Source organism: Comamonas sp. UBA7528, from assembly GCF_002479375.1.
Classification (GTDB): Bacteria; Pseudomonadota; Gammaproteobacteria; order Burkholderiales; family Burkholderiaceae_C; genus Comamonas.
The window spans coordinates 163,393-187,983 of record NZ_DLMU01000015.1 but is presented as its reverse complement, the minus strand read 5'-3'; the positions used below and the strand labels follow the sequence as shown (position 1 = coordinate 187,983).

19 protein-coding genes are annotated in these 24,591 nt (G+C 67.0%); 7 read left to right on the top strand and 12 right to left on the bottom strand.

What is annotated here, in order from left to right; translation table 11 throughout:
• Nucleotides 1-39 precede the first annotated feature (39 nt).
• Nucleotides 40-939: a LysR family transcriptional regulator gene (locus tag B3349_RS19250; RefSeq protein WP_291591168.1), complete on the top strand. Its 900-nt coding sequence runs from the start codon at nucleotides 40-42 to the stop codon at nucleotides 937-939.
• Between the two features lie 121 nt (nucleotides 940-1,060).
• Nucleotides 1,061-1,843 (top strand): class II aldolase/adducin family protein, encoded by a 783-nt coding sequence (locus B3349_RS19245; RefSeq protein ID WP_291591167.1) that lies wholly within the window; start codon nucleotides 1,061-1,063, stop codon nucleotides 1,841-1,843.
• Between the two features lie 109 nt (nucleotides 1,844-1,952).
• Here the strand turns inward: B3349_RS19245 and B3349_RS19240 are convergent, their stop codons facing one another.
• Both B3349_RS19240 and B3349_RS19235 read right to left on the bottom strand, forming a co-directional pair.
• Nucleotides 1,953-3,365, bottom strand: coding sequence for an FAD-binding oxidoreductase (locus tag B3349_RS19240; RefSeq protein WP_291591165.1), 1,413 nt, complete (start codon nucleotides 3,363-3,365; stop codon nucleotides 1,953-1,955).
• 160 nt (nucleotides 3,366-3,525) lie between these two features.
• A complete protein-coding gene (locus tag B3349_RS19235) occupies nucleotides 3,526-3,897 on the bottom strand; it encodes an EF-hand domain-containing protein (protein WP_291591162.1) in 372 nt (123 codons plus the stop codon).
• 165 nt (nucleotides 3,898-4,062) lie between these two features.
• Here B3349_RS19235 and B3349_RS19230 point away from each other — a divergent pair, with 165 nt between their 5' ends.
• Together B3349_RS19230 and B3349_RS19225 are read left to right on the top strand one after the other, a co-directional pair.
• The gene (locus B3349_RS19230; protein ID WP_291591161.1) at nucleotides 4,063-4,632 is read left to right on the top strand and encodes a cob(I)yrinic acid a,c-diamide adenosyltransferase; all 570 of its coding nucleotides are present in this window, start codon (nucleotides 4,063-4,065) and stop codon (nucleotides 4,630-4,632) included.
• 167 nt (nucleotides 4,633-4,799) lie between these two features.
• On the top strand, nucleotides 4,800-5,705 hold the full coding sequence (locus B3349_RS19225) for a LysR substrate-binding domain-containing protein (protein WP_291591159.1): 906 nt from the start codon (nucleotides 4,800-4,802) through the stop codon (nucleotides 5,703-5,705).
• Nucleotides 5,706-5,744: 39 nt separating this feature from the next.
• Here B3349_RS19225 and B3349_RS19220 read toward each other — a convergent pair whose 3' ends face one another.
• Complete coding sequence (locus B3349_RS19220; protein WP_291591157.1) at nucleotides 5,745-7,109, bottom strand: D-amino acid dehydrogenase; 1,365 nt, start codon at nucleotides 7,107-7,109, stop codon at nucleotides 5,745-5,747.
• Nucleotides 7,110-7,254: 145 nt separating this feature from the next.
• Here B3349_RS19220 and B3349_RS19215 point away from each other — a divergent pair, with 145 nt between their 5' ends.
• Nucleotides 7,255-8,136: an amino acid ABC transporter substrate-binding protein gene (locus tag B3349_RS19215; RefSeq protein ID WP_291591156.1), complete on the top strand. Its 882-nt coding sequence runs from the start codon at nucleotides 7,255-7,257 to the stop codon at nucleotides 8,134-8,136.
• Nucleotides 8,137-8,153: 17 nt separating this feature from the next.
• Nucleotides 8,154-8,894, top strand: coding sequence for an aspartate/glutamate racemase family protein (locus B3349_RS19210; RefSeq protein ID WP_291591154.1), 741 nt, complete (start codon nucleotides 8,154-8,156; stop codon nucleotides 8,892-8,894).
• Between the two features lie 89 nt (nucleotides 8,895-8,983).
• Here B3349_RS19210 and B3349_RS19205 read toward each other — a convergent pair whose 3' ends face one another.
• From B3349_RS19205 to ubiM, 9 genes are all read right to left on the bottom strand, one after another.
• Nucleotides 8,984-9,409 (bottom strand): hotdog fold thioesterase, encoded by a 426-nt coding sequence (locus tag B3349_RS19205; protein WP_066538554.1) that lies wholly within the window; start codon nucleotides 9,407-9,409, stop codon nucleotides 8,984-8,986.
• Between the two features lie 97 nt (nucleotides 9,410-9,506).
• On the bottom strand, nucleotides 9,507-10,886 hold the full coding sequence (locus B3349_RS19200) for a sensor histidine kinase (protein ID WP_291591152.1): 1,380 nt from the start codon (nucleotides 10,884-10,886) through the stop codon (nucleotides 9,507-9,509).
• The gene (locus tag B3349_RS19195) at nucleotides 10,883-11,575 is read right to left on the bottom strand and encodes a response regulator transcription factor (RefSeq protein WP_192334593.1); all 693 of its coding nucleotides are present in this window, start codon (nucleotides 11,573-11,575) and stop codon (nucleotides 10,883-10,885) included. Before B3349_RS19195 ends, B3349_RS19200 begins: the two co-directional genes overlap by 4 nt.
• 86 nt (nucleotides 11,576-11,661) lie before the next feature.
• Nucleotides 11,662-12,957 (bottom strand): TolC family protein, encoded by a 1,296-nt coding sequence (locus B3349_RS19190; protein ID WP_291591151.1) that lies wholly within the window; start codon nucleotides 12,955-12,957, stop codon nucleotides 11,662-11,664.
• Nucleotides 12,944-16,048 carry an efflux RND transporter permease subunit gene (locus tag B3349_RS19185; RefSeq protein WP_291591149.1) on the bottom strand — a complete coding sequence of 1,035 codons (3,105 nt, stop codon included), beginning with the start codon at nucleotides 16,046-16,048 and terminating at the stop codon, nucleotides 12,944-12,946. The genes B3349_RS19190 and B3349_RS19185 overlap by 14 nt, the downstream gene beginning before the upstream one ends.
• An 18-nt stretch (nucleotides 16,049-16,066) precedes the next feature.
• On the bottom strand, nucleotides 16,067-17,188 hold the full coding sequence (locus B3349_RS19180; protein ID WP_291591147.1) for an efflux RND transporter periplasmic adaptor subunit: 1,122 nt from the start codon (nucleotides 17,186-17,188) through the stop codon (nucleotides 16,067-16,069).
• Nucleotides 17,189-17,416: 228 nt separating this feature from the next.
• Nucleotides 17,417-18,931 (bottom strand): succinyl-CoA:acetate CoA-transferase ScpC, encoded by a 1,515-nt coding sequence (scpC, locus tag B3349_RS19175; protein WP_291591145.1) that lies wholly within the window; start codon nucleotides 18,929-18,931, stop codon nucleotides 17,417-17,419.
• Between the two features lie 322 nt (nucleotides 18,932-19,253).
• Complete coding sequence (locus B3349_RS19170) at nucleotides 19,254-20,546, bottom strand: solute carrier family 23 protein (protein ID WP_066538573.1); 1,293 nt, start codon at nucleotides 20,544-20,546, stop codon at nucleotides 19,254-19,256.
• A gap of 302 nt (nucleotides 20,547-20,848) precedes the next feature.
• Nucleotides 20,849-22,129 carry a 5-demethoxyubiquinol-8 5-hydroxylase UbiM gene (gene ubiM / locus B3349_RS19165; protein ID WP_414646943.1) on the bottom strand — a complete coding sequence of 427 codons (1,281 nt, stop codon included), beginning with the start codon at nucleotides 22,127-22,129 and terminating at the stop codon, nucleotides 20,849-20,851.
• Between the two features lie 200 nt (nucleotides 22,130-22,329).
• On the opposite strand from ubiM, the gene B3349_RS19160 reads away from it, so the two are divergent.
• On the top strand, nucleotides 22,330-24,420 hold the full coding sequence (locus B3349_RS19160) for an acetoacetate--CoA ligase (protein ID WP_291591141.1): 2,091 nt from the start codon (nucleotides 22,330-22,332) through the stop codon (nucleotides 24,418-24,420).
• Nucleotides 24,421-24,591 lie beyond the last annotated feature (171 nt).

Genomic DNA, 24,591 nt, shown 5'->3' with positions numbered 1-24,591 from the left:
GTGCTGATAATTGAAATATATGTTGATTGAAAGTTGACAATGGACGTGAACGCCCTGGGCCTGCTGGTGGAAATCATCGATGCCGGCAACCTGAGCCGCGCAGCCGCCCGCCTGGGCATGAGCCGTGCCAATGTGAGCCACCGGCTGAGCCAGTTCGAGCGCGATCTGGGGCAGCAGCTGCTGCGCCGCACCACCCGCCAGATCGAACCCACCGAACTGGGCCGGCGTCTGTATGAGCATGGCCGCAGCATCCGCCACGAGCTGCTGTCGGCCGATGAATCGGTGGCCGCACTGGGCCAGGCGCTGCAGGGCCGGGTGCGGCTGAGCGTGCCCAGCGGCTATGGCCAGCTGACCATGGCCGGCTGGCTGACCGACTTCATGCGCAGCTACCCCGGCATTGCACTGGAGGTGATCTTCGACAACGCCATCGAAGACCTGATGGACGGCCGCGTGGACTGTGCCGTGCGGGTGATGAACGACCCGCCCGAGCACCTGGTGGCACGCCACCTGGGGCCGGTGCAGTACGTGGCCTGCGCCACGCCGGCCTGCATGGCGCAGTGGGGCCAGCCGCAGACCCTGCAGGCGCTGCTGCGCCTGCCCCTGATCGCCTCGGGCCTGACGGAGCAGAAGCTGCGCATGGCCGGCTTGCAGACCCTGGGCCAGGGCGATGCCGCCCTGTCCATGCGCCTGGTCTCGCCCAACTTCTACTTTCTGCGCGAAGCCCTGCTGCAAGGCCTGGGCGTGGGCCTGGTGCCGGACTACATGGTGCGCGAATCCCTTGCGCAAGGGGCGCTGCAGGCGCTGGCGCTGCCCGCCGGCAGCCTGGACTTCCTGGCCACGCACAAATACCTGCTGTACATGCCCACGCGCTTTCAGACCCGCGCTATCCAGACCCTGACCGAGTACCTGCACGAGCGCGCGCTGGCCGAAGCGGTGTGAGCGGTGCAAGTGGCGTGAGCGGCGCCGGCGGATCGGGACATGCCCGCATGTGTCCGCTGCGGCACAGACAGCGCCGGGAGCGCTGCCTAGAGTGGTGCGCATGACCATCAGGAGACACCCCATGAGCCAACCTATTCCCGCATCCCCGGACATCCCCAGCGTGCAGCATCTGGTCAGCCCCGCAGAGTGGCAGCTGCGCGTCGATCTGGCTGCCTGCTACCGGCTGGTGGCGCTGTATGGCTGGAGCGATCTGGTCTTCACCCACATCAGCGCGCGCCTGCCGGGGCCTGAGCACCACTTTCTGATCAACCCCTACGGGCTGATGTTCGACGAGATCACCGCCTCCTCGCTGGTGAAGGTGGACATGCAGTGCAACAAGCTGATGGATTCACCGTACCCGGTGAACCCGGCCGGCTTTGTGATCCACAGCGCCGTGCATGCCGCGCGCGACGACGTGCAGTGCGTGCTGCACACCCACACGCGCGCCGGCGTGGCGGTGAGTGCGCAGCAGCACGGCGTGCTGCCCATCAGCCAGCAAAGCACGTTCGTGCTGGCCTCGCTGGCCTACCACGACTACGAGGGCGTGGCCTTCCGCGACGACGAGAAGCCGCGCCTGCAGGCCGACATGGGCCGCGCCAACTTTCTGATGCTGCGCAACCACGGCCTGCTGACCTGCGGGCGCAGCATTGCCGATGCCTTTCTGTCGATGTACACCTTCGAGGCGGCGTGCAAGATCCAGGTCGATGCCCTGGCCGGCGGCACGGAGCTGACGCAGGTGAACCCGGCCATCGTGCAGGGCGTGTCCCAGGCCTCCAGGGTGCAGACCGGGGGCATGGGTGGGGCGTTTGTCTGGCCGTCGCTGCTGCGCAAGCTGGACCGCGAATCGCCGGGCTACCGCAACTGAGGCCGGCGGCCGCACGGTCTTCCCCTGCGGGGTGAGGGCTGGATGCAAAAAGAGCCTGCCATGCACACGGGTGCAGGGCAGGCCCTGGTGAGCGGGCGCAGCGCCGGACTTACAGCGTGAAGATCTTGCCCGGGTTCAGGATGTTCTTAGGGTCCAGCGCCTGCTTGATGGCAGCCATCATGGCGATGGCACCGTCGCCGCATTCCTCGCGCAGAAAGTCCTGCTTGTGGATGCCGATGCCGTGCTCGCCGGTGCAGGTGCCTTCCATGGCAATCGCACGGCGCACCAGGGCGTGGTTCAGCGCTTCGGCACGGTGGCGCTCGTCGGCGTTGTCGGGGTCGATCAGGTAGCCGAAGTGGAAGTTGCCATCCCCCACGTGGCCCACCAGGAAGTAGGGAAGGCCGCTGGCGTTGACTTCGTCGATGGACTCCAGCAGGCAGTCGGCCAGGCGGCTGATGGGCACACAGGTGTCGGTGGTGATGGAGCGGCAGCCCGGGCGGCTCTGGATGCCGGCAAAGTAGGCGTTATGGCGGGCGGTGAACAGGCGCGTGCGCTCCTCGGGCGTGTCGGCCCATTCAAAGCCCTTGGCGTCGAATTCGGCTGCAATGTCCTGCACCATTTCGGCCTGCTCCTTGACGCCGTTGGGCGAGCCGTGGAACTCCATCAGCAGCATCGGTTCCTCGCGCAGCGTGAGGTTGCTGTGCTTGTTGACCATGGCCACGGTGGCAGCGTCCACCAGCTCCACGCGGGCAATCGGCACGCCCATCTGGATGGTCTGGATCACGGTGTGCACGGCGTCGGCAATCGTGGGGAAGGAGCACACGGCGGCGCTCACCGCTTCGGGCAGCGGGAACAGGCGCAGCGTGATCTCGGTGAAGATGCCCAGCGTGCCTTCGCTGCCCACCATCAGACGGGTCAGGTCGTAGCCGGCGGCGCTTTTCTTGGCACGGTTGCCGGTGCGGATGATCTGGCCCTGCGCGGTCACCACTTCCAGGGCCAGCACGTTTTCGCGCATGGTGCCGTAGCGCACGGCATTGGTGCCGCTGGCGCGGGTCGATGTCATGCCGCCAATGGAGGCGTCGGCACCGGGGTCGATGGGGAAGAACAGGCCCTGGTCCTTGATGGCGTCGTTCAGCTGCTTGCGCAGGATGCCGGGCTGCACCGTGACGGTCATGTCTTCGGCATTGACGCGCAGCACCTGGTTCATGCGGCTCACGTCGATGCTGATGCCGCCCTGCACCGCCAGCAGATGGCCTTCCAGCGAGGACCCGGCGCCATAGGCGATCACCGGTACCTCGTACTGGTCAGCCAGCTGCACGGCATCGGCCACGTCCTGCGTGCTTTCGGCATAGACCACGGCGGCAGGGGGCGGCGCCTGGATGGAGCCCTCATCACGGCCATGCTGTTCGCGCACCGCCTGGGCGGTGGAGCAGCGGCTGCCGAAACGTGCGGCCAGTGCATCCAGAAAGGCTTGCGGGATGGCACGAGGTTGCAGGTGGATGGCGGCGGTGGGGGCGTTCATAAGAGACTCCAAGAGGGGCCAAAAGAATACCACCCGGGTGCGGCCCTGTCTGCCACTCTGGCACCGCCAGACCGCGTGTTGAACGGGGGGCGCCATGCCCGCTGGCGGAAGGCCGGAGCGCCAGCGACAGCGCGCTGGCGCTGCCTGCGCGGACCGGCGCTCAGTGCTGCTTCAGGCCGTTGGCGAACTCTTCGCGGGACAGCGAGCCGTTGCGGTCCACATCGAATTGCTGAAAGCGTTCGGCCACGGCGGGAAAGCGCTCGGCTTCGCGCAGGGTGAGCTTGCCGTCGCCATTGGCGTCGGCGCGGTCGAAGGCCTGGTCGGCGGTGGGTGCGGCCCGCGGTGTCGCCGGCGCGGCCTGGGCGTGTTGCACCGGTTGGGACGGGGCCGCATGCTGCGCGGGCGGGGGGGTGATGCTTTGCGCCAGGATGGCCTGGGTGCCGCCCATGGTCAGACCGGCAAACAGCACCAGGCTGCGGGCATCGAAACCGTGCAGCACACGGATACGGGACAGGGAACGGGTGGGTTGCATGCGTGCCAACTCCTGTTATCAAAACAAGGAGCACATTGCACAGCACTGGCAGGCCGGAAGCCAGTAATTTTTCCCCTTGTTTCCCGCGTACACATGGGGGTGCAAATGTGTAACGCACAATGCGTGCTGACTTTGTTTTTCCCGCCATTCACCAAGGAGCAGGCCATGGGCAACCGTTTGACACAGATCGCCACCCGGACCGGGGACGACGGCAGCACCGGCCTGGGCGACAACACCCGCGTGTCCAAGAACAGCCTGCGTCCGCACGCCATGGGCGATGTGGACGAGCTCAATTCCCACATCGGCCTGCTGCTGTGCGAGCCGCTGCCGCAGGACGTGCGCGAACTGCTGGGCGATGTGCAGCACCAGCTGTTCAACCTGGGCGGCGAGCTGTCCATGCCCGGCTACGAACTGCTCAAGGACGACGGGCTGCTGCAGCTGGACAATGCGCTGGCGCAGTACAACGCCCAGTTGCCGCGCCTGGTGGAGTTCATCCTGCCTGCTGGCACGCGCGCCGCCGCCCAGGCCCATGTATGCCGCACCGTGGCGCGCCGCGCCGAGCGCCAGGTGGTGGCGTTGCAGGAAGTGGAACCCATGCGCCCCGCGCCGCGCCAGTACCTCAATCGCCTGTCGGACCTGCTGTTCGTACTGGCCCGTGTGCTCAATCGCATGGATGGCGGCGACGATGTGTACTGGAAGAGCGAACGCCTGGCGCGCCTGTCCGCCGGGGAGTGAGGACCGGTGGAGCGTTGCATGTAATCCGCCCTCAGCCTCAGCGGAGGGCGGCGCAGGGCATGACAGCGCCAAGGTGGAAACAGGCTGCACCGCAATGACCGGGCATCTGCCGCACAGCCGCCATGGCATTTGAAGAGTGATGAGGCCGACCCAGGAGATCCAGCAGCATGCGTTTGCGGCATATCGAGGTATTCAATGCGGTCATGCAGACCGGCAGTGTCAGCGCGGCAGCGCGGCTGATCAATGTGACGCAGCCGGCCGTCAGCCGCACGCTGCAGCATGCCGAGCTGCAGCTGGGCTTTGCGCTGTTCCAGCGGGCACGCGGGCGGCTCACGCCCACGAACGAGGCCCTGGCGCTGTTTCCGCACATCGAGAAACTGTTTGAACAGCTGGACGAGGTGCAGCGCCTGGCGGCCAATCTGCGCCATGGCCAGGCAGCCGACCGGCTGCAGGTGCTGACGGTGTTTGCGCTCAGCCGCGAAGTGCTGCCGCGCGCCGTGGCCGGATTCCGCCAGAAATACCCGCAGGTGCAGGTGAATGTGCAGGCCTTGCACACGCCCCAGGTGGTGTCGGCCCTGCTGCTGCAGGAGGCCGATGTGGGCTTTGTCATCAGCTCGGTGGGCCAGCCGGCGCTGGAGCACGAGACCCTGGCCGAGGTGGACATGCACTGCATCCTGCCCAAAGGCCTGCTGCCCCCGCGCAAGGTGCGTGCCGAAGGCATGGATCTGGCCGATCTGGCGGATCTGCCGGTGGTGGCGCTGGATGGCAAGGATCCGCTGGGCATGCGCATCAACCAGGCCTGCCGCGAGCATGGCGTGGGCCTGTCGCCGGTGGTGACGGTGCAGACCTACCATGCGGCTCTGTCCATGGCCGAATACGGCCTGGGTGCCGCGATTGTGGATGGCTGCACCGCCTCGGCCGCCGACCGCCACAAGGTGCATGTGGTGCCGCTGCTGCCGCGCATCACCGTGGGCATCAACGCGCTGCACCTGGCGCAGCGCCCGGGCTCGGTGCTGGCGCGCGCCATGACCCAGGAAATGCGCAAGGCACTGCGCGAGTTGCTGGGCGACTAGGCGGGCGGAAGGTGCGCTGGAAAAGGCGCCTGCAGAGCCTCAGGCCTGGGCCAGCTGCTGCACCAGGCGCTGGGCCGAGCCAAAGGCCAGCGTCAGCCCCAGCGCGCCATGGCCGGTCTGCAGCCACAGATTGGCCGGGCCGCCCTGGGCGCGGCCGGTGATCGGCAGGCCCGTGGGGGTGGCCGGGCGCATGCCGGTCCAGGGCTGCACATCGCCGGTCTGTACCAGCTGCGGAAACACGTCGCGGGTGGACTGCTGCAGGCTGGCAATCTTGCCGGCATCCAGTGTGGTGTCGTGGCCCACGATCTCCACCATGCCTGCCACGCGCACGCGCTCGCCGATGCGGGCGAACACCACTTTGCGCGTGGTGTCGGTCACGCTGACCGTGGGGCCGGTGTGCGGTGCCGCCGCGGCATCGATGGTGATGCTGTAGCCCTTGAGCGGATACACCGGAACGTGCACGCCCAGCTGGCGTGCCTGCGCGGCACTTTCCCAGCCGCTGGCCAGCACAAACTGGTCGGCCGTGATGCGGCCGTCCGACGTGTCCAGTGCGGTGATGCGGCCGCCCTGCACCGCATGGCGGTGGACCTGGGTGCCGAAATGCAGGTCCGCGCCGCGCAGTGCCAGCAATTGGGCCAGCTGTTCGCAGAGGTTGCGGCAGTCGGCCGCGCTTTCGCTGGGGGTGTAGATGGCGCCGGCCATGCGCGGGGCATAGCTGGCCAGCGCAGGCTCCAGGCGGGCCACTTCGGCCGCATCCACCACCTGCTGCAGCGGGCCCGCCAGCGTGGCCTGCAGGGCCACCTGCTGCGCGGCGCTGTCCAGCGCCTGCTGTGTGGGGTAGAGCACCAGCTTGCCCGGTTGGTGGTGGTCGCAGTCCAGGGCCTCGCGCGCCAGCATGGCTTCGAAGGCCAGGCGGCTTTCGGCGGCCAAGGTCAGCAGGGACCGGGTGCTGTCGGCCGAGGTCCGGGCGTTGCAGGCGCCCAGAAACTGCAGGCCCCAGGACCATTGCCGGGCATCGGCCTGCAGGCGGAATTTGAGCGGAGAGTCCGGCTCCAGCAGCAGCTTGGGCAGCTGTTTCCAGATGCCGGGATCGGCCAGCGGCTGCACATAGGCATAGCTCAGCTGTGCGCCATTGCCGCCGCTGGCCCCCATGGCCGGGCGCTCGGCACGATCGACCACGGTGACACGGTGCCCTGCCTGTTGCAGGGCATAGGCTGTTGCGAGACCGACGACGCCGGCACCGATGACACACACATGCATTTGGGGCTTCTCCATGGTGGGGAGAACTGTAGGTCTGCCGGGGTGCTGCGTCGCATGGCGTTTTGCACACAGGGTATGCCCTAGTGTTATGGAGTTTTGCGATTTTGAGGCCCCCGCGCTGCGCCAAAAAAGTGCCCTGCGCACCCACTCGATGCATGGCTGCACGGTCTTGGTGAAAACCCTTTGATCCTATAAATACAAGGCATGGATGGGCGTGCAATTGGCATCCCTCAAACGGCAGGACAGTTCCTACACTGGCCTGCACATTTGCAGCCAACGAGGGAATCACATGCAATTTCGTACCACTTTGCTTTGCGCCGCTCTGGGTCTGGCCAGCCTGGCAACCGCCCACGCCGACACCCTGTCCAAGGCCAAGGAAAACGGTCAGATCACGCTGGCCTACCGTGAGTCTTCGGTGCCCTTCAGCTACCTCAATGGCGGCAAGCCCGTGGGCATCACGGTGGACATCTCCAACGCGATTGCCGACGCCGTGAAGAAGGCCGTGGGCAAGCCCGACCTGAAGGTGAACTGGCAGGCCGTGACCTCGCAGAACCGCATCCCCCTGCTGATGAACGGCACGATCGATGTGGAGTGCGGCTCGACCACCAACAACACCACGCGCGGCAAGGACGTGGACTTCGCCATCAACCACTTCTACACCGGCACGCGTCTGGTGGTGAAGAAGGATTCCGGCATCAAGAACTATGCGGACCTGAAGGGCAAGACCGTGGCCATCACCTCGGGCACGACCAATCTGCAGGTGGTGCGCAAGGCCAATGCCGAGAACAACTGGGGCGCCAACATCGTGATGCCCAAGGACCATGCCGACGCCTTCCTGCTGGTGGAAAGCGGCCGCGCTGCCGCTTTCGCGATGGACGACATCCTGCTGTACGGCCTGATCGCCAACGCCAAGAACGCCAAGGACTTTGAAGTGGTCGGCGATTCGCTGCAGGTCGAGCCCTATGCCTGCATGGTGCGCAAGGACGACCCCGCCTTCAAGAAGCTGGTCGATGGCGTGATCGGCGGCATGATGAAGTCCGGCGACTTCACCAAGCTGTATGACAAGTGGTTCCTGCAGCCCATCCCGCCCACCAGCACGGCCCTGGGCCTGGCCATGGGCGACGCGCTGAAGAAGAACCTGGTCGAACAGAGCGACAAGCCTGCATTCTGACCATGGTGCCCGGTGTGATGGCTCCGCCGCGCGCGGTGGGTATTCTGGGCGGCATGGGGCCAGCCGCCGGGGCCGATTTTGTGCGCCTGTTCGTGCAGGCGTGCACGGCCTATCTGCACGACCATGGCCAGCCGGTGCGTGACCAGGCATTTCCTGAGCACTGGCTGGTGCAGATGCCGATTCCGGACCGCACCCAGGCCCTGAACGGCACGCCGCCAGGCCCCCAGGATCCGGCACCGCACATGCTGCAAGGCATAGGGCGCCTGGCCGCCCTCGGCGTGCGCAGCGTGGCCGTGGCCTGCAATACGGCCCATGTCTGGCACAGCCAGTTGCAGGGGCTGTTTCCGCAGCTGGCCATCCTGCACATTGCGCAGGAAACTGCGGCCCATCTGCAGCGCCAGGGAACGACCCGGGCCGTGGTGCTGGCCACGGCGGGCACCTACCGCACCGGCCTGTATGACGAGGCCTTGCGGTCTTGCGGCATCGAACCGCTGGTGCCGGATGCCACAGGCATCGAGCAGCTCATGCAAGGCATCTACGACGGTGTGAAACAGGGCGATCTGGCGCTGGCCGCACAGCGCTTCGGCCACGTGCTGGAACGCATGCGCCAGCAGCATGGCGATGTGCCGGTGATCATGGGCTGCACGGAGATTCCGCTGGCCCTGCCGCAGGCCCCCGAGGCTCAGGGCGCCAGCCTGGTCGATCCCGCGTGGATCCTGGCCCAGGCCCTGGCGCGGCAGGCCTACGAGGCTGCCTGAAAAACAGGCAGAAGTGCTGAAGGAAACGAAAAAATGGCTCCGCACGCGGAGCCATTCCTTTTGGCGCTTTGGGCGCAGCAGGACCTGCTTCAGTCCCGCGGCGGCAGGATGGCCATGGTGATGCGCGATACGCAGGTCAGCTCGCCGGCCTCGTTGACCATGTCGATCTGCCAGACCTGGGTGGTGCGGCCGATGTGCACCGGCCTGGCCGTGCCCGTGACCCAGCCGCTGGTGGCCGGGCGCAGGTGGTTGGCGTTGATGTCCAGCCCCACGGCCATATGGCCTTCCGGGCAGGCATTGAAGGCCCCGACCGAGCCCAGGGTTTCGGCCAGCACCACGCTGACCCCGCCGTGCAGCAGGCCGAAGGGCTGCTTGGTGCGCGCATCCACGGGCACTCGCCCCACCAGGTAGTCGTCGCCTTTTTCGGTGATTTCGATGCCCAGATGGCCCACTGCACAACCGGCGTTGCGGGCGTTCATTTCTTCCAGGCTGGCTTGCTTCTTCCAGATCGCCATGGTGCGCTGTCTCCTTGTAGCTAGACCGGCATCATGCCGCGGCGTGGCGTGGCGGCGCTGCCTACTGCGTGACAACGCGGCCTTGTCGCGCAGGGGCTCATGCCGCTGGCGCGGCCGGTAGCGTCAGGCGCACCTCAAAGCCCGGGTGGAGGTTGGCGAAGCCCAGCTGTCCATCGTGCAGGGCCACGATGGCCTGCACGCTGGACAGACCCAGGCCATGGCCGGGCTGGCGTTCGTGGGCGCGGAAAAAGCGCTGGGTCAGCTGGTGCAGCCGCTCCGGCGGGACGCCCGGGCCGTTGTCCTGGATGCGCAGTTCCACCACGGCGTCATGCTGCTGTGCGGTGATGGTGATCTGGCCGCCGGGCTGCTGGCAGGCATATTTCAGCGCGTTTTCGACCAGATTGGCCAAGGCGCTGGCCAGCAGATCGCCATCGCCCAGTGCCCGGGGCTGATCGTGCAGCTGTACCGTCATGGTGCATTGCGCATCCTCGGCCACGGGGGCGTACAGATCGTCCACTTCGGCCAGCAGGGTGTACAGATCCACGGCGGTGAATTCCTGGCGGCGCATACCGGATTCCAGCTCGGCAATCTGCAGCAGCTTCTCGAACACCGTGCCCAGGTCCTGCAGCTCCTGCTCGACGCGCTCGAGCTGGCGCCGCTGTTCCGGGCCTTCCAGGTAGCGGGCGCTGCGCAGCTGCAGCAGCACCCGGGTCAGCGGCGTGCGCAGGTTGTGGGCGATGGTGTTGGAGACATGGCGCACGCCATCCATCAGCTGCTCGACCTGGTCCAGCATCCGGTTGATGTCGTGTGCCAGGCGGGTGAATTCATCGTCCCGCTCGGCCAGGGGAATGCGGGCTCCCAGTTCGCCATTGGCCACCTGCTGCAGGGTGCGCCGTATGCTGGTGGCGCGCGCATCCACCAGGCGCCGGAAACCCACGCTGCCGGACAGGGCCAGGATCACCACGATCACCACCGCAGACAGGCTGGCGCGCATGAAACGCTGTTCGATATCGCGCAGCGCCTCCATGTCGGAACCCACGACCAGCATGTTGCCACTGGGCAGCAGCGCCACCGCCACGCGTCCCGTGATGGTGCGGCCATGGCGCTGCAGCCGCAGCTCGCGCAGGCCTGCGGTCGTCAGGCTGCGCTCGGGCTGGATGCTGGCATTGCCCAGCAGCACCGCGCCGTTGGCATCGGTCAGGATCACGATCTCGGTCTGGCTGTCGACCCCGTCGTTGAGCAGGTTGCGGATCTCCAGCTCCAGCGAGGCCTCGCCGTAGTGGCGGGACAGGGTTTCCAGGCGCTTGAGGTCCTGCTTGGCCTGCTGGTCCATGCGGTTGCTGAGCACCCCCACCATCTGCACGTAGAAGATGGCCAGCACCACCACCATGGTCAGCAGCAGCAGACCGCCGTAGTACAGCGCCAGGCGAAAGGCGATGGAGCTCCACGGGCGCCCGATGGAAGACGGCGCGGTCATGCGGTGGGTGCGGTGGTGGACAGGCAGTAGCCGACGCCGCGCACGGTGTGGATCAGGGGCGGGTTGAAGCCCTTGTCTACCTTGTTGCGCAGGCGGCTGATGTGCACGTCGATCACATTGGTCTGCGGATCGAAGCGGTAGTCCCAGACCGACTCCAGCAGCATGGTGCGGGTGACGGTCTGGTCCACATGGCGGGCCAAAAAGGCCAGCAGCCGGAATTCCCGGGGCTGCAGCTGCAAGGTGGTGCCGCCGCGTTCGGCATAGCGGCTGAGCAGATTGAGCCGCAGGTCCGCCACTTCCAGCATGGGGATGGGGGCCGGCGTGTGCACGCGGCGCAGCAGGGCTTCCAGGCGGGCGTGCAGTTCGGAAAAGGCGAAGGGCTTGGTCAGGTAGTCGTCACAGCCGGCCTTCAGGCAGCGCACGCGTTCGTCCGTGGTGGACAGGGCGCTGAGCACCAGCACCGGCGTGGTATTTCCCATGCCGCGCAGCGCCTGCAGGATTTTCAGGCCGTCGAAACCGTCGGGCAGCATGCGGTCCAGCACGATGGCGTCCCAGTGGCCGGTGACCGCCTGGGTCAGCCCTTCCATGCCATCGTGGCACACACACACCTCGGCCTGCAGCTCGCGCATGCCTTCGGCCAGAAAGCGGGCGTTCTGGGTGTCGTCTTCAATGATCAGGAAACGGGGCATGGCAGTGGTGGAGTCGGCAGTCCGCCTACTATAGACAGGGGTGGTTCACCCCTGTCTATAGGGGCATGTTGGCGCCGCAGGCCGTTTCACTGCGGCGGCAGCGGCTGGCGGCCTTGCGCCGTCTGCAGTTCCCACTCGGCCTGCCAGACGCGCAGCGTCAGATCCAGGTACTGCTGCTGGTGCTCTGCCACCGATTCCATGGCGTCCAGCCATTCCAGGATGCTGCTTTGCCCCAGGCGGTAGGCATCCAGGGCCATGCGCCGCAGCGGGTCCAGCTGGGTCAGGCCGCGGCGCTCAAACGACTGCAGGGTCTTGCGCAGCAGATTGTGTTGCGCCAGGGCCTGTTGCAGGCGCTGGCGTGCCAGTTGCTGTGCCGACTGCTCTTCCAGCTGGGCCTGCTCGTACTCCAGCCGGGCACGTTCCACCGCCCCCTGCTTGCGATCGAACAGCGGCAGCTCCATCGAGATGCCGACCTGGTTGTAGCTGCTGCCGTCGGGGCGGTTGCGCACCCGTGCCACGCCGATGCTGGGGGTGGGCAGGGCTTCGCGGGCCTGCTGGCTGATCAGTTGTTCGGCCTGCAGCACCTTGGCATGGACCGCCTGCAGCTGTGGCAGCCGGGGCTCAGCCTGCTCCCACAGGCGGTCGAACGATGTGTCGGCAGCAACGGGCACCGGCTTGGCCGGCAGCAGGCTGCCGATGGCTCGGGGGTGCCAATGGGGCTGGGCCAGCAGCTCCGCCAGGGCGGCCTGTGCGGACTGTGTCTCGGCCTGCTGCTGTTCCAGCTGGGCGTCGAGCTGGGCGCGCTGCAGCTCGACGCGCGCACCGTCGTACTGGCTGCGGGCCCCCAGTTCCACCTGGCCCTGGACCACCTTGACCGCCTGGTTCAGGTGTTCCATGGCTTGCTGCTTGGCGCTCAGCTTTTCCTGGGCCACCAGCAGCTCCGCAAAGCGCTGGGCGGCCTGGTTGAGGATGTCCTGCTCTTCGACGGAGCGCTCGGCCTGTGCCGTGGCTGCGGCCAGTTGGGCGGCCTGGGTGCGCATAGACACCTGGCCGAAGACCGGCACCGGCTGCTCGATGCCCCATTCCTTCTCATCGGGCTTGTGGGAATAGTGGATGCTGGGGTTGGCCCAGGTGCCGGCGGTGCGCACATCGGCACGGTCCATGCCCTGGCGCAGCGGCATGGCGCGCAGCGCCGGATGGTGGCTGCGCACCAGGGACAGGAACTCCACCAGACCCAGGGACTGGGGCAGGGAGTCGGCAGTGGCGGTGGTGGTAGGCGTTCCCGCAACGCGGGTGCCCGTGCCGGGCACCGCTTCTGCGGCCAGGCAGGCACCTGCTGCCACCAGGGCAGCGGCCACGGCAATGGTTTTAATGGTCTTCATCCAACTCATCCGGTTTCTTCAGGGTCTTGGGGCCCAGCCATACGTACAGCACGGGCAGCAGCACCAGTGCAACCATCGGCAGCACCAACATGCCGCCCACGATCACCGAGGCAAAGGGGCGCTGGGTCTCACTGCCCACGCCAGTGGACAAAGCCATGGGCAACAGGCCCAGCAAGGCCAGCATGGCGACCAGCAGCACCGAGCGCAGGCGCTCGACCGTGCCTTCCACGACCGCTTCCAGCAGCGGCGTGCCCTGGCGGCGCAGTGACTCCACCGAGGAGATCACCAGCAGGCCCGCCAGCGCGACCTGGCCCAGCAGGGCGATGAAGCCGATGGCCGCACTGATGGACAGCTCGATACCGGTGAAGTGCAGTGCGGCAATGCCGCCCACCATGGTGAAGGGCGTGCACAGCAGGATCACAAAGGAGCTGCGTGCCTGTCCCAGCGCGCCGAACAGCAGGGCGAACACGATCAGCAGCGACAGCGGCACCACCACCTGCAGGCGCTTGGCAGCGCGCTGCTGGTTCTCCCACTCGCCGCCCCAGACGGCCTGGTAGCCATCGGGCACCTGCACCTTGTCCTTGAAGGTGGCCAGCGTTTCCTTGACGACCGAGCCGATGTCGCGGCCTTCGACGTTGAACTTCAGCGCCATGTAGCGCAGGTTGTTCTCGCGGAAGATGGAGGCGTTGCCGATCTTCACCGACACCGTGCCCACGGCATGCAGCGGCACGGAGCCTCCGGAGGCCGTGGGGATGGCGATGTCGCGGATGCTGGATTCATCCATGCGGTTCGCATAGGGCAGGCGCACGCGCACCGGTATGCCGCGTTCGCCTTCCCACAGCGTGGTGGCAATGTCGCCGGCCAGGGCCAGCTCCAGCGTCTTCTGCGCGGTGTCCATAGGGATGCCCTGGCGTGCCAGTGCGTCGCGGTTGAACTCCACGTGCAGCTGCGGTGCGGGGGCATCGCGGTACAGGTCCAGGTCGACCACGCCCTCGATGTGGCGCACCTCTTCCATGGTCTTTTGCAGGATGGCGCGCAGCTGCGGAATCTCGGGTCCGAAGACCTTCAGCACGACCTGTCCGCGGGCGCCGGAGGTGGACTCCTCCACGCTGTCACGGATGGGCTGCGAGAAGTTGAACGCCACCCCCGGGATGGTGCCCAGCTGCGCGCGCATTTCCTCGATCAGTGCGGACTTGTCCAGCCCGGCACGCCACTCCTTCAGCGGCTTGAGGCGGACCAGCACCTTGGCCATGTTCAAGGTCTCGTTGTCGGTGCCCGACTCCGGTCGGCCCTGTTCCGTGCTGACCGAAATCACCTCGGGGAACTGGCGGATGATCTGGCGCACATCGGCCAGCACTTCCTGGCCTTTATCCAGCGAGATGGAGGCGGGCATCTGTACCAGCACATAGGCATCGCCTTCGTCCAGGGCAGGCAGGAATTCGGTGCCCAGCTTGGTGGCGGACAGACCTGCAATCGCCAGGATGGCCAGGGCCACTGCCGCCACCGTTGTGCGGCGGCGTGGGTTGTGCAGCGTCGCGGCAATCCAGCGGTGGAAGCCATGGTCCATGCGCTCGAACACCGCCGGCTCGGGCGCCATCACATGCTTGGGCTTGAGGAACAGCGCGCACAGGGCGGGCACCAGTCCCATGGCGAACAGCAGGGCGCCCAGCAGCGCGAAGCTGTAGGTCATGGCCAGCGGACGGAAGATGCGGCCTTCGATGCTTTCCAGCGAGAACACCGGGATCAGCGCGGCAATCACGATGGCCATGGCAAACAGCGTGGGCTTGGCCACGGCGATGGCGGAATCGATGATGATGGCGCGCATCTCGCGCTGGGTGGAGGGCTTGCGCAGGCGGGCGTTGCGGATGATGTTCTCCGCCAGCACCACGGCGCCGTCCACCATGATGCCGAAGTCGATGGCGCCCATGGAGATCAGGTTGGCCGGCATGCCCAGCCAGTGCAGGCCGATGAAGGCCACCAGCAGCGACAGCGGAATCACGGCCGCCACGATCAGCGAGCCGCGGATGCTGCGCAGCACCAGCCACAGGATGGCAATGATCAGGCAGGCGCCGAACAGCAGGTTGTGCTGCACCGTGGCCAGGGTGTGGCCCACGAGGTCGGAGCGGTCGTAGGTGACCTCCATGTGCATGCCTTCGGGCAGCAGGCCGCCATTGAGCTGCTCCACCTTTTCATGGATGCCTTCCAGCACCACAGAAGGGTTCTCGCCGCGCTTGAGCAGCACGATGCCCTGCACCACATCGTCCTCGTCGTCCATGCCCACCGAGCCCTGGCGGGGGGTGTGCGACTGGATGACCTGGGCCACATCGCCGATGGTGACGGGCGCGCCGCCGCGCAGCTGCACCACCACGTCCTTGATCTCCTGCGGAGACTTCAGCAGGCCGATGCCGCGGATGATGAACGACTGTTCGCCCCGGCGCAGCAGGCCGCCGCCCACGTTGCGGTTGGACTTCTCCAGGGCCTCGGTCACATCGCCCAGCGACAGACCCAGGCGGTACAGCTTGTCGGGGTTCACCTCGACGTGGTATTCCTTGACGAAGCCGCCCACGCTCACCACGTCGGCCACACCCTGCACCTGCTTGAGCACGCGCACGATGTTCCATTCCTGCTCCGAGCGCAGCTGGTCCAGCGTATGGCGGTCGCTGCGCAGGCGGTAGTAGTAGATCTTGCCCAGCGGGGTGTAGTCGGGCGCCATCTCGGGCGTGACGCCCGGGGGCAGGTCGGCCTGGGGCAGGCGCTGCGCCACTTCGGCGCGGGCCTTGAAGCTGTTGGCGTCATCGTTGAACACCAGGTTCACCATGGACAGGCCGAAGTAGCTTTCCGAGCGCAGGGAGATCAGCCCGGGGGTGCCGTTGAGCTCACGCTCCAGCGGCTGGGTGATCTGGCGCTCCACCTCTTCCGGAGCCAGGCCGGGGGCTTGCGCAATGATGCCCACCTGCACATTGGTCACATCGGGGTAGGCCTCGATGGCGGTCTGCAGGTAGGCGTAGATGCCGTAGATGGCAATCGCGAGGGTGGCGCACAGGGCCACCAGCCGTCGGTGGACGACGAAGTCAATAAACGCACGCAGCATGCTGTAGTCCTGAATCCTTTACAGCATCTGGCTGGCAGCGCCATCCAGCAGCAGGGCGCCACGCACCACGATGCGCTCGCCGGGCTTGAGGCCGGAGATCACGGGCACCCAGCCGCGCACGGGCTGGCCCAGCTGGATGTCCCGCGCCGCGAACGCGTGTTCGCCGGTCTGCACAAACACCACGGTGCGGTTCTCGCCCTTGATCAGCACGGCAGCCAGGGGAACCATCATCTGGTCGCCGCGTTCCATGGCAATGCCGACGCGGGCCTGCATGCCGGCCCGCAGGCCGGCCGGCACGGTCTTGTCCGCAAAGGCCAGCTGGACCGGTGCGCGACGGGATTCAGCGTTCACCACGGCGCCGACCTGTAGCACCTTGGCGGGCACGGCGATGGCCTGGGTCTGCAGCTCGACCTGGGCGGCACTGCCGGCTTTCAGGCCGGCGAGTTCGGCCTCGAACACGTCCGCCACAATGCCCAGCGACTGGGGATTGCCGATGGCGAACAGCACGGCGCCGGCTTCGGCCAGTGCGCCCATGGTCGCCTGGTGCTGGGCCACGACGCCGCCATGCGGCGCGCGCAACACGATGCGGTCACCACCATCCTGGCCCAGCAGGGCGGCGGTGCCTCTGGCACGTTCCAGCTCCTGGGCAGCTTCCTTGCTGCGGGCCTGGGCGGAGCGCAGCTCCATGTCGGTTCCCACGCCGCGCTCCACCAGGTTCTGCTGGCGCTGGAGTTCGGTTTTGGCGGTCTCGGAGGCCAGCTGCGCGGCCCGGACTTCGTGGCGCATCCGCAGGGCATCGGCGCTCACCAGGGTCGCCAGCGGGGCGCCGGCCTTGACGGTCTGGCCGGGCTGCACATGGATGGCGGTCACCCGTGCCTGCACCGGGGCCACGACGCTGTCGAGCTGGCCCGGCAGGTATTCCAGGTGGGCGGGGGCCCAGAACAGCTGACCTGCCTGTGGCGCCTGCACCGTGGCGACCTGGACGGCGTGCAACGCGGCCGGGGCCACCTGCACGGCGGGCGGGGTTTCGCTCCAGGCCGGGAAGGCACACAGTGCGCCGGCCAGCAAGGCCGCTGAGCGGTGGCGCTGCAGCCGGGCTGACAGCGTGGAAAGGGGAAGGGACGGAATCAGATCGAGCATGCACAGTCTTTCGCAAAACGGTGCAGGTCGAGGGGCGTCCCGCACCCAGGTAGGCACAGGTCGTGGATGCTAGGAGCGGGCCGGCGCGTGCGGCATGAACTTCACATGACGGTTTGGTAAGGTTCCGCACCGCGCGGGGCGGGCACAAAAAAGCCCGGCATGCCGGGCGGGGTGGTCCTGCCGCCTGCAGTGCGGCTGCAGGCGGTGGCGCGGGAGGCACAACGGGGCTCAGGTGCGCATGTCACCGGTGTCGACGAAGCGCTGGTGCCAGCTCAGGGCCTCGGTCAGCAGATGGGGCGTGTGCTGTGCACCTTGCTGGCGGGCCCGGTCGAAATAGTCGTGCAGCATGGGGCGGTAGTCGGGGTGGGCGCACTGGTCGATGATGACCTTGGCGCGCTGCTTGGGCGACAGGCCGCGCAGGTCGGCCAGACCCTGTTCGGTGACGATGATCTGGGTGTCGTGTTCGGTGTGGTCGACGTGCGAGCACATGGGCACGATGCAGCTGATCTTGCCGTCCTTGGCCACGGACGGCGTGACAAAGAACGACAGATAACCGTTGCGCGCAAAGTCGCCGGAACCGCCGATGCCGTTCATCATGCCCGTGCCCATCACGTGGGTGGAGTTGATGTTGCCGTAGATGTCGGCCTCGATCATCGAGTTCATGGCAATGATGCCCAGGCGGCGCACCAGCTCGGGGTGGTTCGAGATCTCCTGCGGGCGCAGGATGATGCGCTCGCGGTAGAAGTCGATGTTGTCCTCGAAGTCCTTGCAGGCGGCGGCGCCCAGCGAGATGGAGGTGGCCGAGGCCTTGCTCATCTTGCCGGCGCGCAGCAGGTCCAGCATGCCGTCCTGCAGCACTTCGGTGAAGCCCAGCAGGTTCTCGAACGGGCCGTGCAGCAGGCCGGCCAGCACGGCATTGGCCACATTGCCCACGCCGGACTGGATGGGCAGCATTTCCTTGGGCAGGCGGCCCATCTTCATCTCGTGCGAGAGGAAATCGATGATGTAGCTGGCGATCTTGTTGGAGTTCTCGTCCGGCACGGCAAACACGTTGTCGCGGTCGCCCTTGTGGGTCTCCACCACGGCAATCACCTTGCTCGGGTCCACCCGCAGATAGGGCTGGCCGATGCGGTCGTCCGCATGCGTCATGTTGATCGGCACGCGGCGCGGCGGAATGGCCGTGCCGTAGTAGATGTCGTGCATGCCTTCCATCTTGGCGGGCGGCTTGGTGTTGACCTCCAGGATCACCTTGTCGGCGATCTCCAGCCAGGTCTTGTTGTTGCCCACGGCGGTGGAGGGGATCAGCAGGCCGTCGGGGGTGACGCCCAGCACTTCCACCACGGCGACGTGCATATGGCCCAGAAAGCCGAACCATGCGTGCTGCGCCACATGGGACAGGTGCATGTCGATGAAGTCGATGTCACCGGCATTGATGGCCTTGCGGGCCGTCGGGTCGGTATTGAAGGGCAGGCGCTGGCCCAGGGCCTCGGCTTCGGCCATCACGCCGTCGCATTCCGCGGCGGTGGAGGCGCCGGTCCACACATTGATCTTGTAAGGATTGCCGGCGGCATGTTCGGCCTTGGCACGGGCGGCTATCGCCTGCGGCAGGGCCTTGGGGTAGCCTGCACCGGTGAAGCCGCTCATGCCGACGTTCACGCCGTGGGGGATCAGGGCCGCTGCGGCCTCTGCCGACATGAAGCGCGTTTGGAATTCTGGGTAGCGGACGCGGTCTGCCAGGGTCATCGGGGTTTCTCCAACTTTGCAAAAACAAGCCGCCTTCATGGGCGGCCCTTATAGATCTCCGTGAGAAATGGTATCAGCGTTATCCCTTGTTTAAGGGTTTGCACTGAATACCCTGCCGGGCAAGGTAGGTCCATGGCTGAAAATGGATTTGTTGGAAGTGATTGCTTGCATCAAATTATTATTTGATGCTGCACTGCAATAAATTGGTGGCACATCGGCGGGCTCGGGGCCGCCCGGGGTAGGCATGAAAAAAGCCCCGCAGGCAGAGCCTGCGGGGCTTGGGGGCGCTTGAGGGGTGGTGCACCGCGACTGAGCCGCGCGGTCAGTTGCTGCGTTTGGTGTTCAGCAGCGCGTACAGGATGATGGCGCCGAAGGTGGCGGTACCGATGCCGCCGAGCGCGAATTCGCCGAACTTCAGCGTGAATTCACCGGTGCCAAGAATCAGGGTGATGGCGGCCACGATCAGGTTCTTGGTGTCCGAGAAGTCCACCTTGTTGTCCACCCAGATCTTGGCGCCGGCCACGGCAATCAGGCCGAACACGACGATGGACACGCCGCCCATCACCGGCAGCGGAATGGCCTGGATCAGCGCGCCGAACTTGGGGCTGAAGCCCAGCAGCACGGCCAGCAAGGCCGCGACGAAGAACACCGCCGTGGAGTAGATGCGGGTGGCCGCCATCACGCCGATGTTTTCGGCATAGGTGGTCACGCCCGTGCCGCCGGCGGCGCCGGAGACCATGGTGGCCACGCCGTCGCCGATGAAGGCCCGGCCCATGTACTGGTCCAGGTTCTTGCCGGTCATGGCCGTGACGGCCTTGATGTGGCCCAGGTTCTCGGCCACCAGGATGATGACCACGGGCACGATCAGCAGCATGGCATTGGCATTGAATACCGGGGCGTGGAAGGTAGGCAGGCCGAACCAGGCGGCATTGACCACGCCGCTCAGGTCGATGGGCTTGCCCCAGCCCAGCACATTGGTGAACACCCCGTACAGGATGCTGGCCACAATCAGGCCGATCAGGATCAGCAGGCGTTGCAGCATGCCCTTGGTGAATACGGCCACCAGGGCCACGGACACAAAGGTCAGCGCCTGCATCCAGGCCTCGAAGTTGTTGGCGGCCATGTTCTTGACGGGGATTGCCGCCAGATTCAGGCCGATGATGGCCACCACTGCACCGGTCACCACCGGGGGCATGAAGCGCTCGATCCAGCTTGTGCCGATGGCCTGCACCAGCAGGCCCACCAGGGTGTAGACCGCGCCGCAGGCAATGATGCCGCCCAGGGCGACGCCGATGTTGGCGTTGGCACCCTTGCCGGCGTAGGCCGTGGCGGCGATCACCACGCCGATGAACGCAAAGGACGAGCCCAGGTAGCTGGGCACTTTGCCGCCAGTGATCAGAAAGAAGATCAGGGTGCCGATGCCGCTCATCAGCACGGCGAGGTTGGGGTCAAAGCCCATCAGGATGGGGGCCAGCACGGTGGAGCCGAACATGGCGATCACGTGCTGGATGCCCATCAGGCCGGTCTGGGCCCAGGGCAGGCGCTCATCAGGCCCGATGACGCCGCCGCCCTGCAGGACGGCGGGGGACTTTTCAGTCCAGGAAAACATTCCCATGGTGGTGTACTCCGTAAAAAACTGGCGCGATGTTAGAGGCAATCGCCGTGCCACGGATGACGGTTTGCTGGCGCATGACCGGGCCCCATGGGCTTGGCCGGCCGCGGCAGCAGCGTCGCGCCATCCGTGCTGGAGCGCGCTGCTGCAATAGTGATAGCTGCATGCGCTTCCATAAAAAAGGCTCCACAGATTCAGCCATCTGTGGAGCCAGGGTGCACGGAGTGAATCCGTGCTGCCATGGGCAGGGGGCGCTGTCGCAGGCGGGCCGCGGTTGCGTGGCGGCCGCTGGGCGCGGTACTTCGCTAGCGGCGTCCCGCCCAGGGCGGCTGCGGCAGGGTGGCGCGGATCAGCTGCCAGGGGCTGCGGCCGGTGAGCTGGGCGGCGATGGCGGCCTTGAGCGGCGGCAGATGGCGGGCACCGGTCAGCACCACCTGGCGCAGCACGCGCGGCAGGGGACGGGCGTCGGTATAGAGCTTCACGATGCTGTTGGTGCCCGCAAAGATCGGGAAGGCATGGCGGTGCTGGCCCTGGGCATAGGCGTCCAGCACGGCGGCATCGCCCCAGTCCTTGCCGGCCTGGCGTGCTGCCGCCACGGCGGCGGTCAGGCGTTCCACGCCAGCCAGACCCAGGTTGAAGCCATGGGCCGTCACCGGGTGCATGCCCACGGCGGCATCACCCAGCAGCGCCCAGCGTGCGCCGCTGAAACGGTGGGCATAGGTGGCCACCAGCGGGTAGCTGTGGCGTTCGCCCACCAGCTCCATGGGGCCCAGGCGGTCCTGGAAGTCGTGCTGCACATGGGCGGAAAAATCTTCGGGCGAGAGCTGCAGCAGGCGCTGGGCATCGGCCGAATCGGTGGTGATCACGGCGGAGCACAGCAGCTCGCCGGTGTCGGGATCGGGCTGCAGCGGCAGGATGGCCAGCGTGCGCTCGTAGCCAAAGCATTCGTGGGCAATGTCCTCGTGCGGCAGCGTGTGGCGCATGCGGCAGACGATGACGCTGCGGCCGAAGTCCGTCATCTGCGCGCCCACGCCCAGCAGGCGGCGCATGCCGGAAAAGCGGCTGTCGGCGGCCACCACCAGCGGGGCGGTCAGGGCCGGGGCTTCGCAGCGCACGCCCTGGTCGGTGCGGGTGTAGCGCACTTCGGCATGGCCGGGGTGCACGGACACGGCGGTCACCTGCGCCTCGGTGATGATTTCCACGCCCGGGGTGGTGCTGGCCACTTCCCAGGCCGTACGGCGCAGGGCGTGGTTGGGCACGATGCGGCCCAGCTGGTCCACCCCGCTGCCATCGGCGCTGATGGCCAGCATGGGGCGCTGACCGACCGGGCCGTCGTGGATCTGGGCTTCGCGGATCTGGCCTTGCTCATGCGGCTGCAGCAGCTCCCAGCTGCCCAGGCGCTGCAGGGTCTGCACGCTGGGGTGGGTCAGGGCAATTTCGCGCCCGTCGGGCTTGGGCTGCTGCAGGGCCAGGGCCGGCTGCTGCTCCAGCACCGTCACCTGGAGCCCGGCCTGGGCCAGAGAGATGGCAAGCGAGAGCCCGGCGGGCCCCGCGCCCACGATGAGGGCATCGGTATGCATGGACATTGGCGTAAACAACTGAGAAATCAACACAGGCAGGCCGTCGCACGGACGAAGGCGCTGGGTGCAGGGATTGTGCGCGCAGACAGCGGGCACAGGCTTGCACTGCCTCAAGTATGACAAGAACATGCAATGCGGGCGGACCGACTTTGTCAATTGGTGCACCTAGCATGGCGACAATTGGGGGCTGCGCCTACGCTGGCGGGATGCCGCTCTCTACCTCCCCCTCTGCGTCCCATCCCCCCCATATTCCCCAGATCCGCCTCTACCAGGAGTGGCTGGCGCAGCAGCACGGTCTGCGCTTTGACAGCTACGATGCGCTGTGGCGCTGGTCCACCACCGAGCTTGATGCCTTCTGGCAGAGTATCTGGGATTACTTCCACGTCGAGTCGCCCACGCCCCACACGGCCGTGCTGGCGCGCAATGTCATGCCCGGTGCGCAGTGGTTTCCCGGCGCCCAGGTGAACTACGCGCGCCAGGTGCTGCGCCATGTGCAGCCCGCGCACGCCGCCGGCATGCCGGCCGTGATCGCCGACAACGAACAAGGCCAGGTCAGCGAGCTGGGCTGGCCCGATCTGCAGCGCCAGGTGGCCGCGCTGGCCCTGCACCTGTGGGCCCAGGGCGTGGGCAAGGGCGACCGTGTGGCGGCCTACCTGCCCAATGTCCCCGAGGCCATCGTGGCCCTGCTGGCCGTGGCCAGCCTGGGTGCCATCTGGAGCGTGTGCGCGCCCGACATGGGCACGGCCGCCGTGCTGGACCGTTTCCAGCAGATCGAACCCAAGGCGCTGATTGCCGTGGACGGTGTGTACTACGCCGGCAAGCCGCTGGACCGCAGTGCCGTGCTGCAGGAGCTGCGCGCCCAGCTGCCCACGCTGGCCCATGTGGTGGTGCTGCGCAGCCCGCATGCGGCCGAGGCGGTGCCCGACAGCGCCGATCTGGCCCAGGTGCTGGCCCGCGATGATGCCGCCACGGCCGCCTTCGCGCCCGAATGGCTGCCGTTCGACCACCCGTTGTGGATCGTCTATTCCAGCGGCACCACCGGCCTGCCCAAACCCATCGTCCACGGCCATGGCGGCATGGTGCTGGTGGCGCTGTGCCTCAAGGCCCTGCACAACGATGTGGGCCCCAGCTATGACGCCAACAGCTGGGGAGAGCGCTTCCACTGGTACAGCTCCACCGGCTGGGTGATGTGGAACTCCCAGGCGGGCGGCCTGCTGGGCGGGACCACCTGCGTGATCTATGACGGCAGCCCCAGCGGCAGCAAGGCCCAGCCCGACTGGGGCGTGCTGTGGCGCTTTGCCGCGCGCCACGGGGTGAGCAATTTCGGGGCCGGCGCGGCGTTCTACACCGGCTGCATGAAGGCCGGGCTGGATCTGGCGGACTGCGGCGATCTGTGGCGCGTGCGCAGCCTGGGCAGCACCGGCTCCCCTCTGTCCCCCGATGTACAGCAATGGGGAACGGACCAGTTTGCGCGGCTGGGCACGCCCGGCATCTGGTGGAACAACATCTCGGGCGGCACCGATTTCTGCGGTGCCTTCATCGGCGGCAACCGCGAGCTGCCGTTGCTGGCCGGCGAGATGCAGTGCCGCCAGCTGGGCGCGGCCGTGGAGGCATGGGACGAGCAGGGCCATCCGGTGGTCGACGCTGTGGGCGAGCTGGTCTGCACCCAGCCCATGCCCTCGATGCCGCTGTACTTCTGGGGCGACCGGGACGGCAGCCGCTACCTGTCCAGCTATTTCGACAGCTATGCCCCCGGCCACGGCCGCCAGCCCGGCGGCGGCGACCTGCCGGCTGCGGCAGGGGGGGTGTGGCGCCACGGCGACTGGCTGCGCATCGGCGCGCAGGGAGGCTGCACCATCTACGGCCGCAGCGACGCCACCATCAACCGCCATGGCCTGCGCATGGGGACCAGCGAGCTCTACAGCGCCATCGAGGCCCTGCCCGAGGTGCTGGACAGCATGGTGGTGGACCTGGAGTACCTGGGCAAGGAAAGCTGGATGCCGATGTTCGTGGTGCTGCGCGAGGGGCTGACGCTGGACGCCGCGCTGCGCGAGCGGCTGAACGCCGCCATCCGCACCGCACTGTCGCCGCGCTTTGTGCCGGACGAGATCGTGCAGGTGGCCGAGATCCCCCGCACGCTGACCGGCAAGAAGCAGGAGCTGCCGATCAAGAAGCTGCTGCTGGGCCAGCCGCTGGCCAAGGTGGTCAACCCCGACACCATGGCCAATGCCGGTTGCCTGCCCTGGTACGAAGCCTTTGCGGCCCAGTACCTGGCGCGCCAGACGCCGGTCGGCTGAACGGCGGGAACGCCGCCTGTGCGGCGCCCCGACAAGTCTGCCGAGTGGGGCGCCCGCACAGGGTTACACGGTGTTGCGCGCCCGCGGCAGGCGCGTGGCCGACATTCCGCACAGCGGGGTACACTTTCCAGCTTCGAGATGGCGTTTCCTTTCACCTACGCACCTATCGCA

Bases quoted from the DNA above. Each gene is read 5' to 3' on its own strand.
- B3349_RS19250 (WP_291591168.1), top strand. From the start codon at position 40: ATGGACGTGAACGCCCTGGGCCTGCTGGTGGAAATCATCGATGCCGGC.
- B3349_RS19245 (WP_291591167.1), top strand. From the start codon at position 1,061: ATGAGCCAACCTATTCCCGCATCCCCGGACATCCCCAGCGTGCAGCAT.
- B3349_RS19240 (WP_291591165.1), bottom strand. From the start codon at position 3,365: ATGAACGCCCCCACCGCCGCCATCCACCTGCAACCTCGTGCCATCCCG.
- B3349_RS19235 (WP_291591162.1), bottom strand. From the start codon at position 3,897: ATGCAACCCACCCGTTCCCTGTCCCGTATCCGTGTGCTGCACGGTTTC.
- B3349_RS19230 (WP_291591161.1), top strand. From the start codon at position 4,063: ATGGGCAACCGTTTGACACAGATCGCCACCCGGACCGGGGACGACGGC.
- B3349_RS19225 (WP_291591159.1), top strand. From the start codon at position 4,800: ATGCGTTTGCGGCATATCGAGGTATTCAATGCGGTCATGCAGACCGGC.
- B3349_RS19215 (WP_291591156.1), top strand. From the start codon at position 7,255: ATGCAATTTCGTACCACTTTGCTTTGCGCCGCTCTGGGTCTGGCCAGC.
- B3349_RS19210 (WP_291591154.1), top strand. From the start codon at position 8,154: ATGGCTCCGCCGCGCGCGGTGGGTATTCTGGGCGGCATGGGGCCAGCC.
- B3349_RS19205 (WP_066538554.1), bottom strand. From the start codon at position 9,409: ATGGCGATCTGGAAGAAGCAAGCCAGCCTGGAAGAAATGAACGCCCGC.
- B3349_RS19200 (WP_291591152.1), bottom strand. From the start codon at position 10,886: ATGACCGCGCCGTCTTCCATCGGGCGCCCGTGGAGCTCCATCGCCTTT.
- B3349_RS19195 (WP_192334593.1), bottom strand. From the start codon at position 11,575: ATGCCCCGTTTCCTGATCATTGAAGACGACACCCAGAACGCCCGCTTT.
- B3349_RS19190 (WP_291591151.1), bottom strand. From the start codon at position 12,957: ATGAAGACCATTAAAACCATTGCCGTGGCCGCTGCCCTGGTGGCAGCA.
- B3349_RS19185 (WP_291591149.1), bottom strand. From the start codon at position 16,048: ATGCTGCGTGCGTTTATTGACTTCGTCGTCCACCGACGGCTGGTGGCC.
- B3349_RS19180 (WP_291591147.1), bottom strand. From the start codon at position 17,188: ATGCTCGATCTGATTCCGTCCCTTCCCCTTTCCACGCTGTCAGCCCGG.
- scpC (WP_291591145.1), bottom strand. From the start codon at position 18,931: ATGACCCTGGCAGACCGCGTCCGCTACCCAGAATTCCAAACGCGCTTC.
- B3349_RS19170 (WP_066538573.1), bottom strand. From the start codon at position 20,546: ATGGGAATGTTTTCCTGGACTGAAAAGTCCCCCGCCGTCCTGCAGGGC.
- ubiM (WP_414646943.1), bottom strand. From the start codon at position 22,129: ATGTCCATGCATACCGATGCCCTCATCGTGGGCGCGGGGCCCGCCGGG.
- B3349_RS19160 (WP_291591141.1), top strand. From the start codon at position 22,330: ATGCCGCTCTCTACCTCCCCCTCTGCGTCCCATCCCCCCCATATTCCC.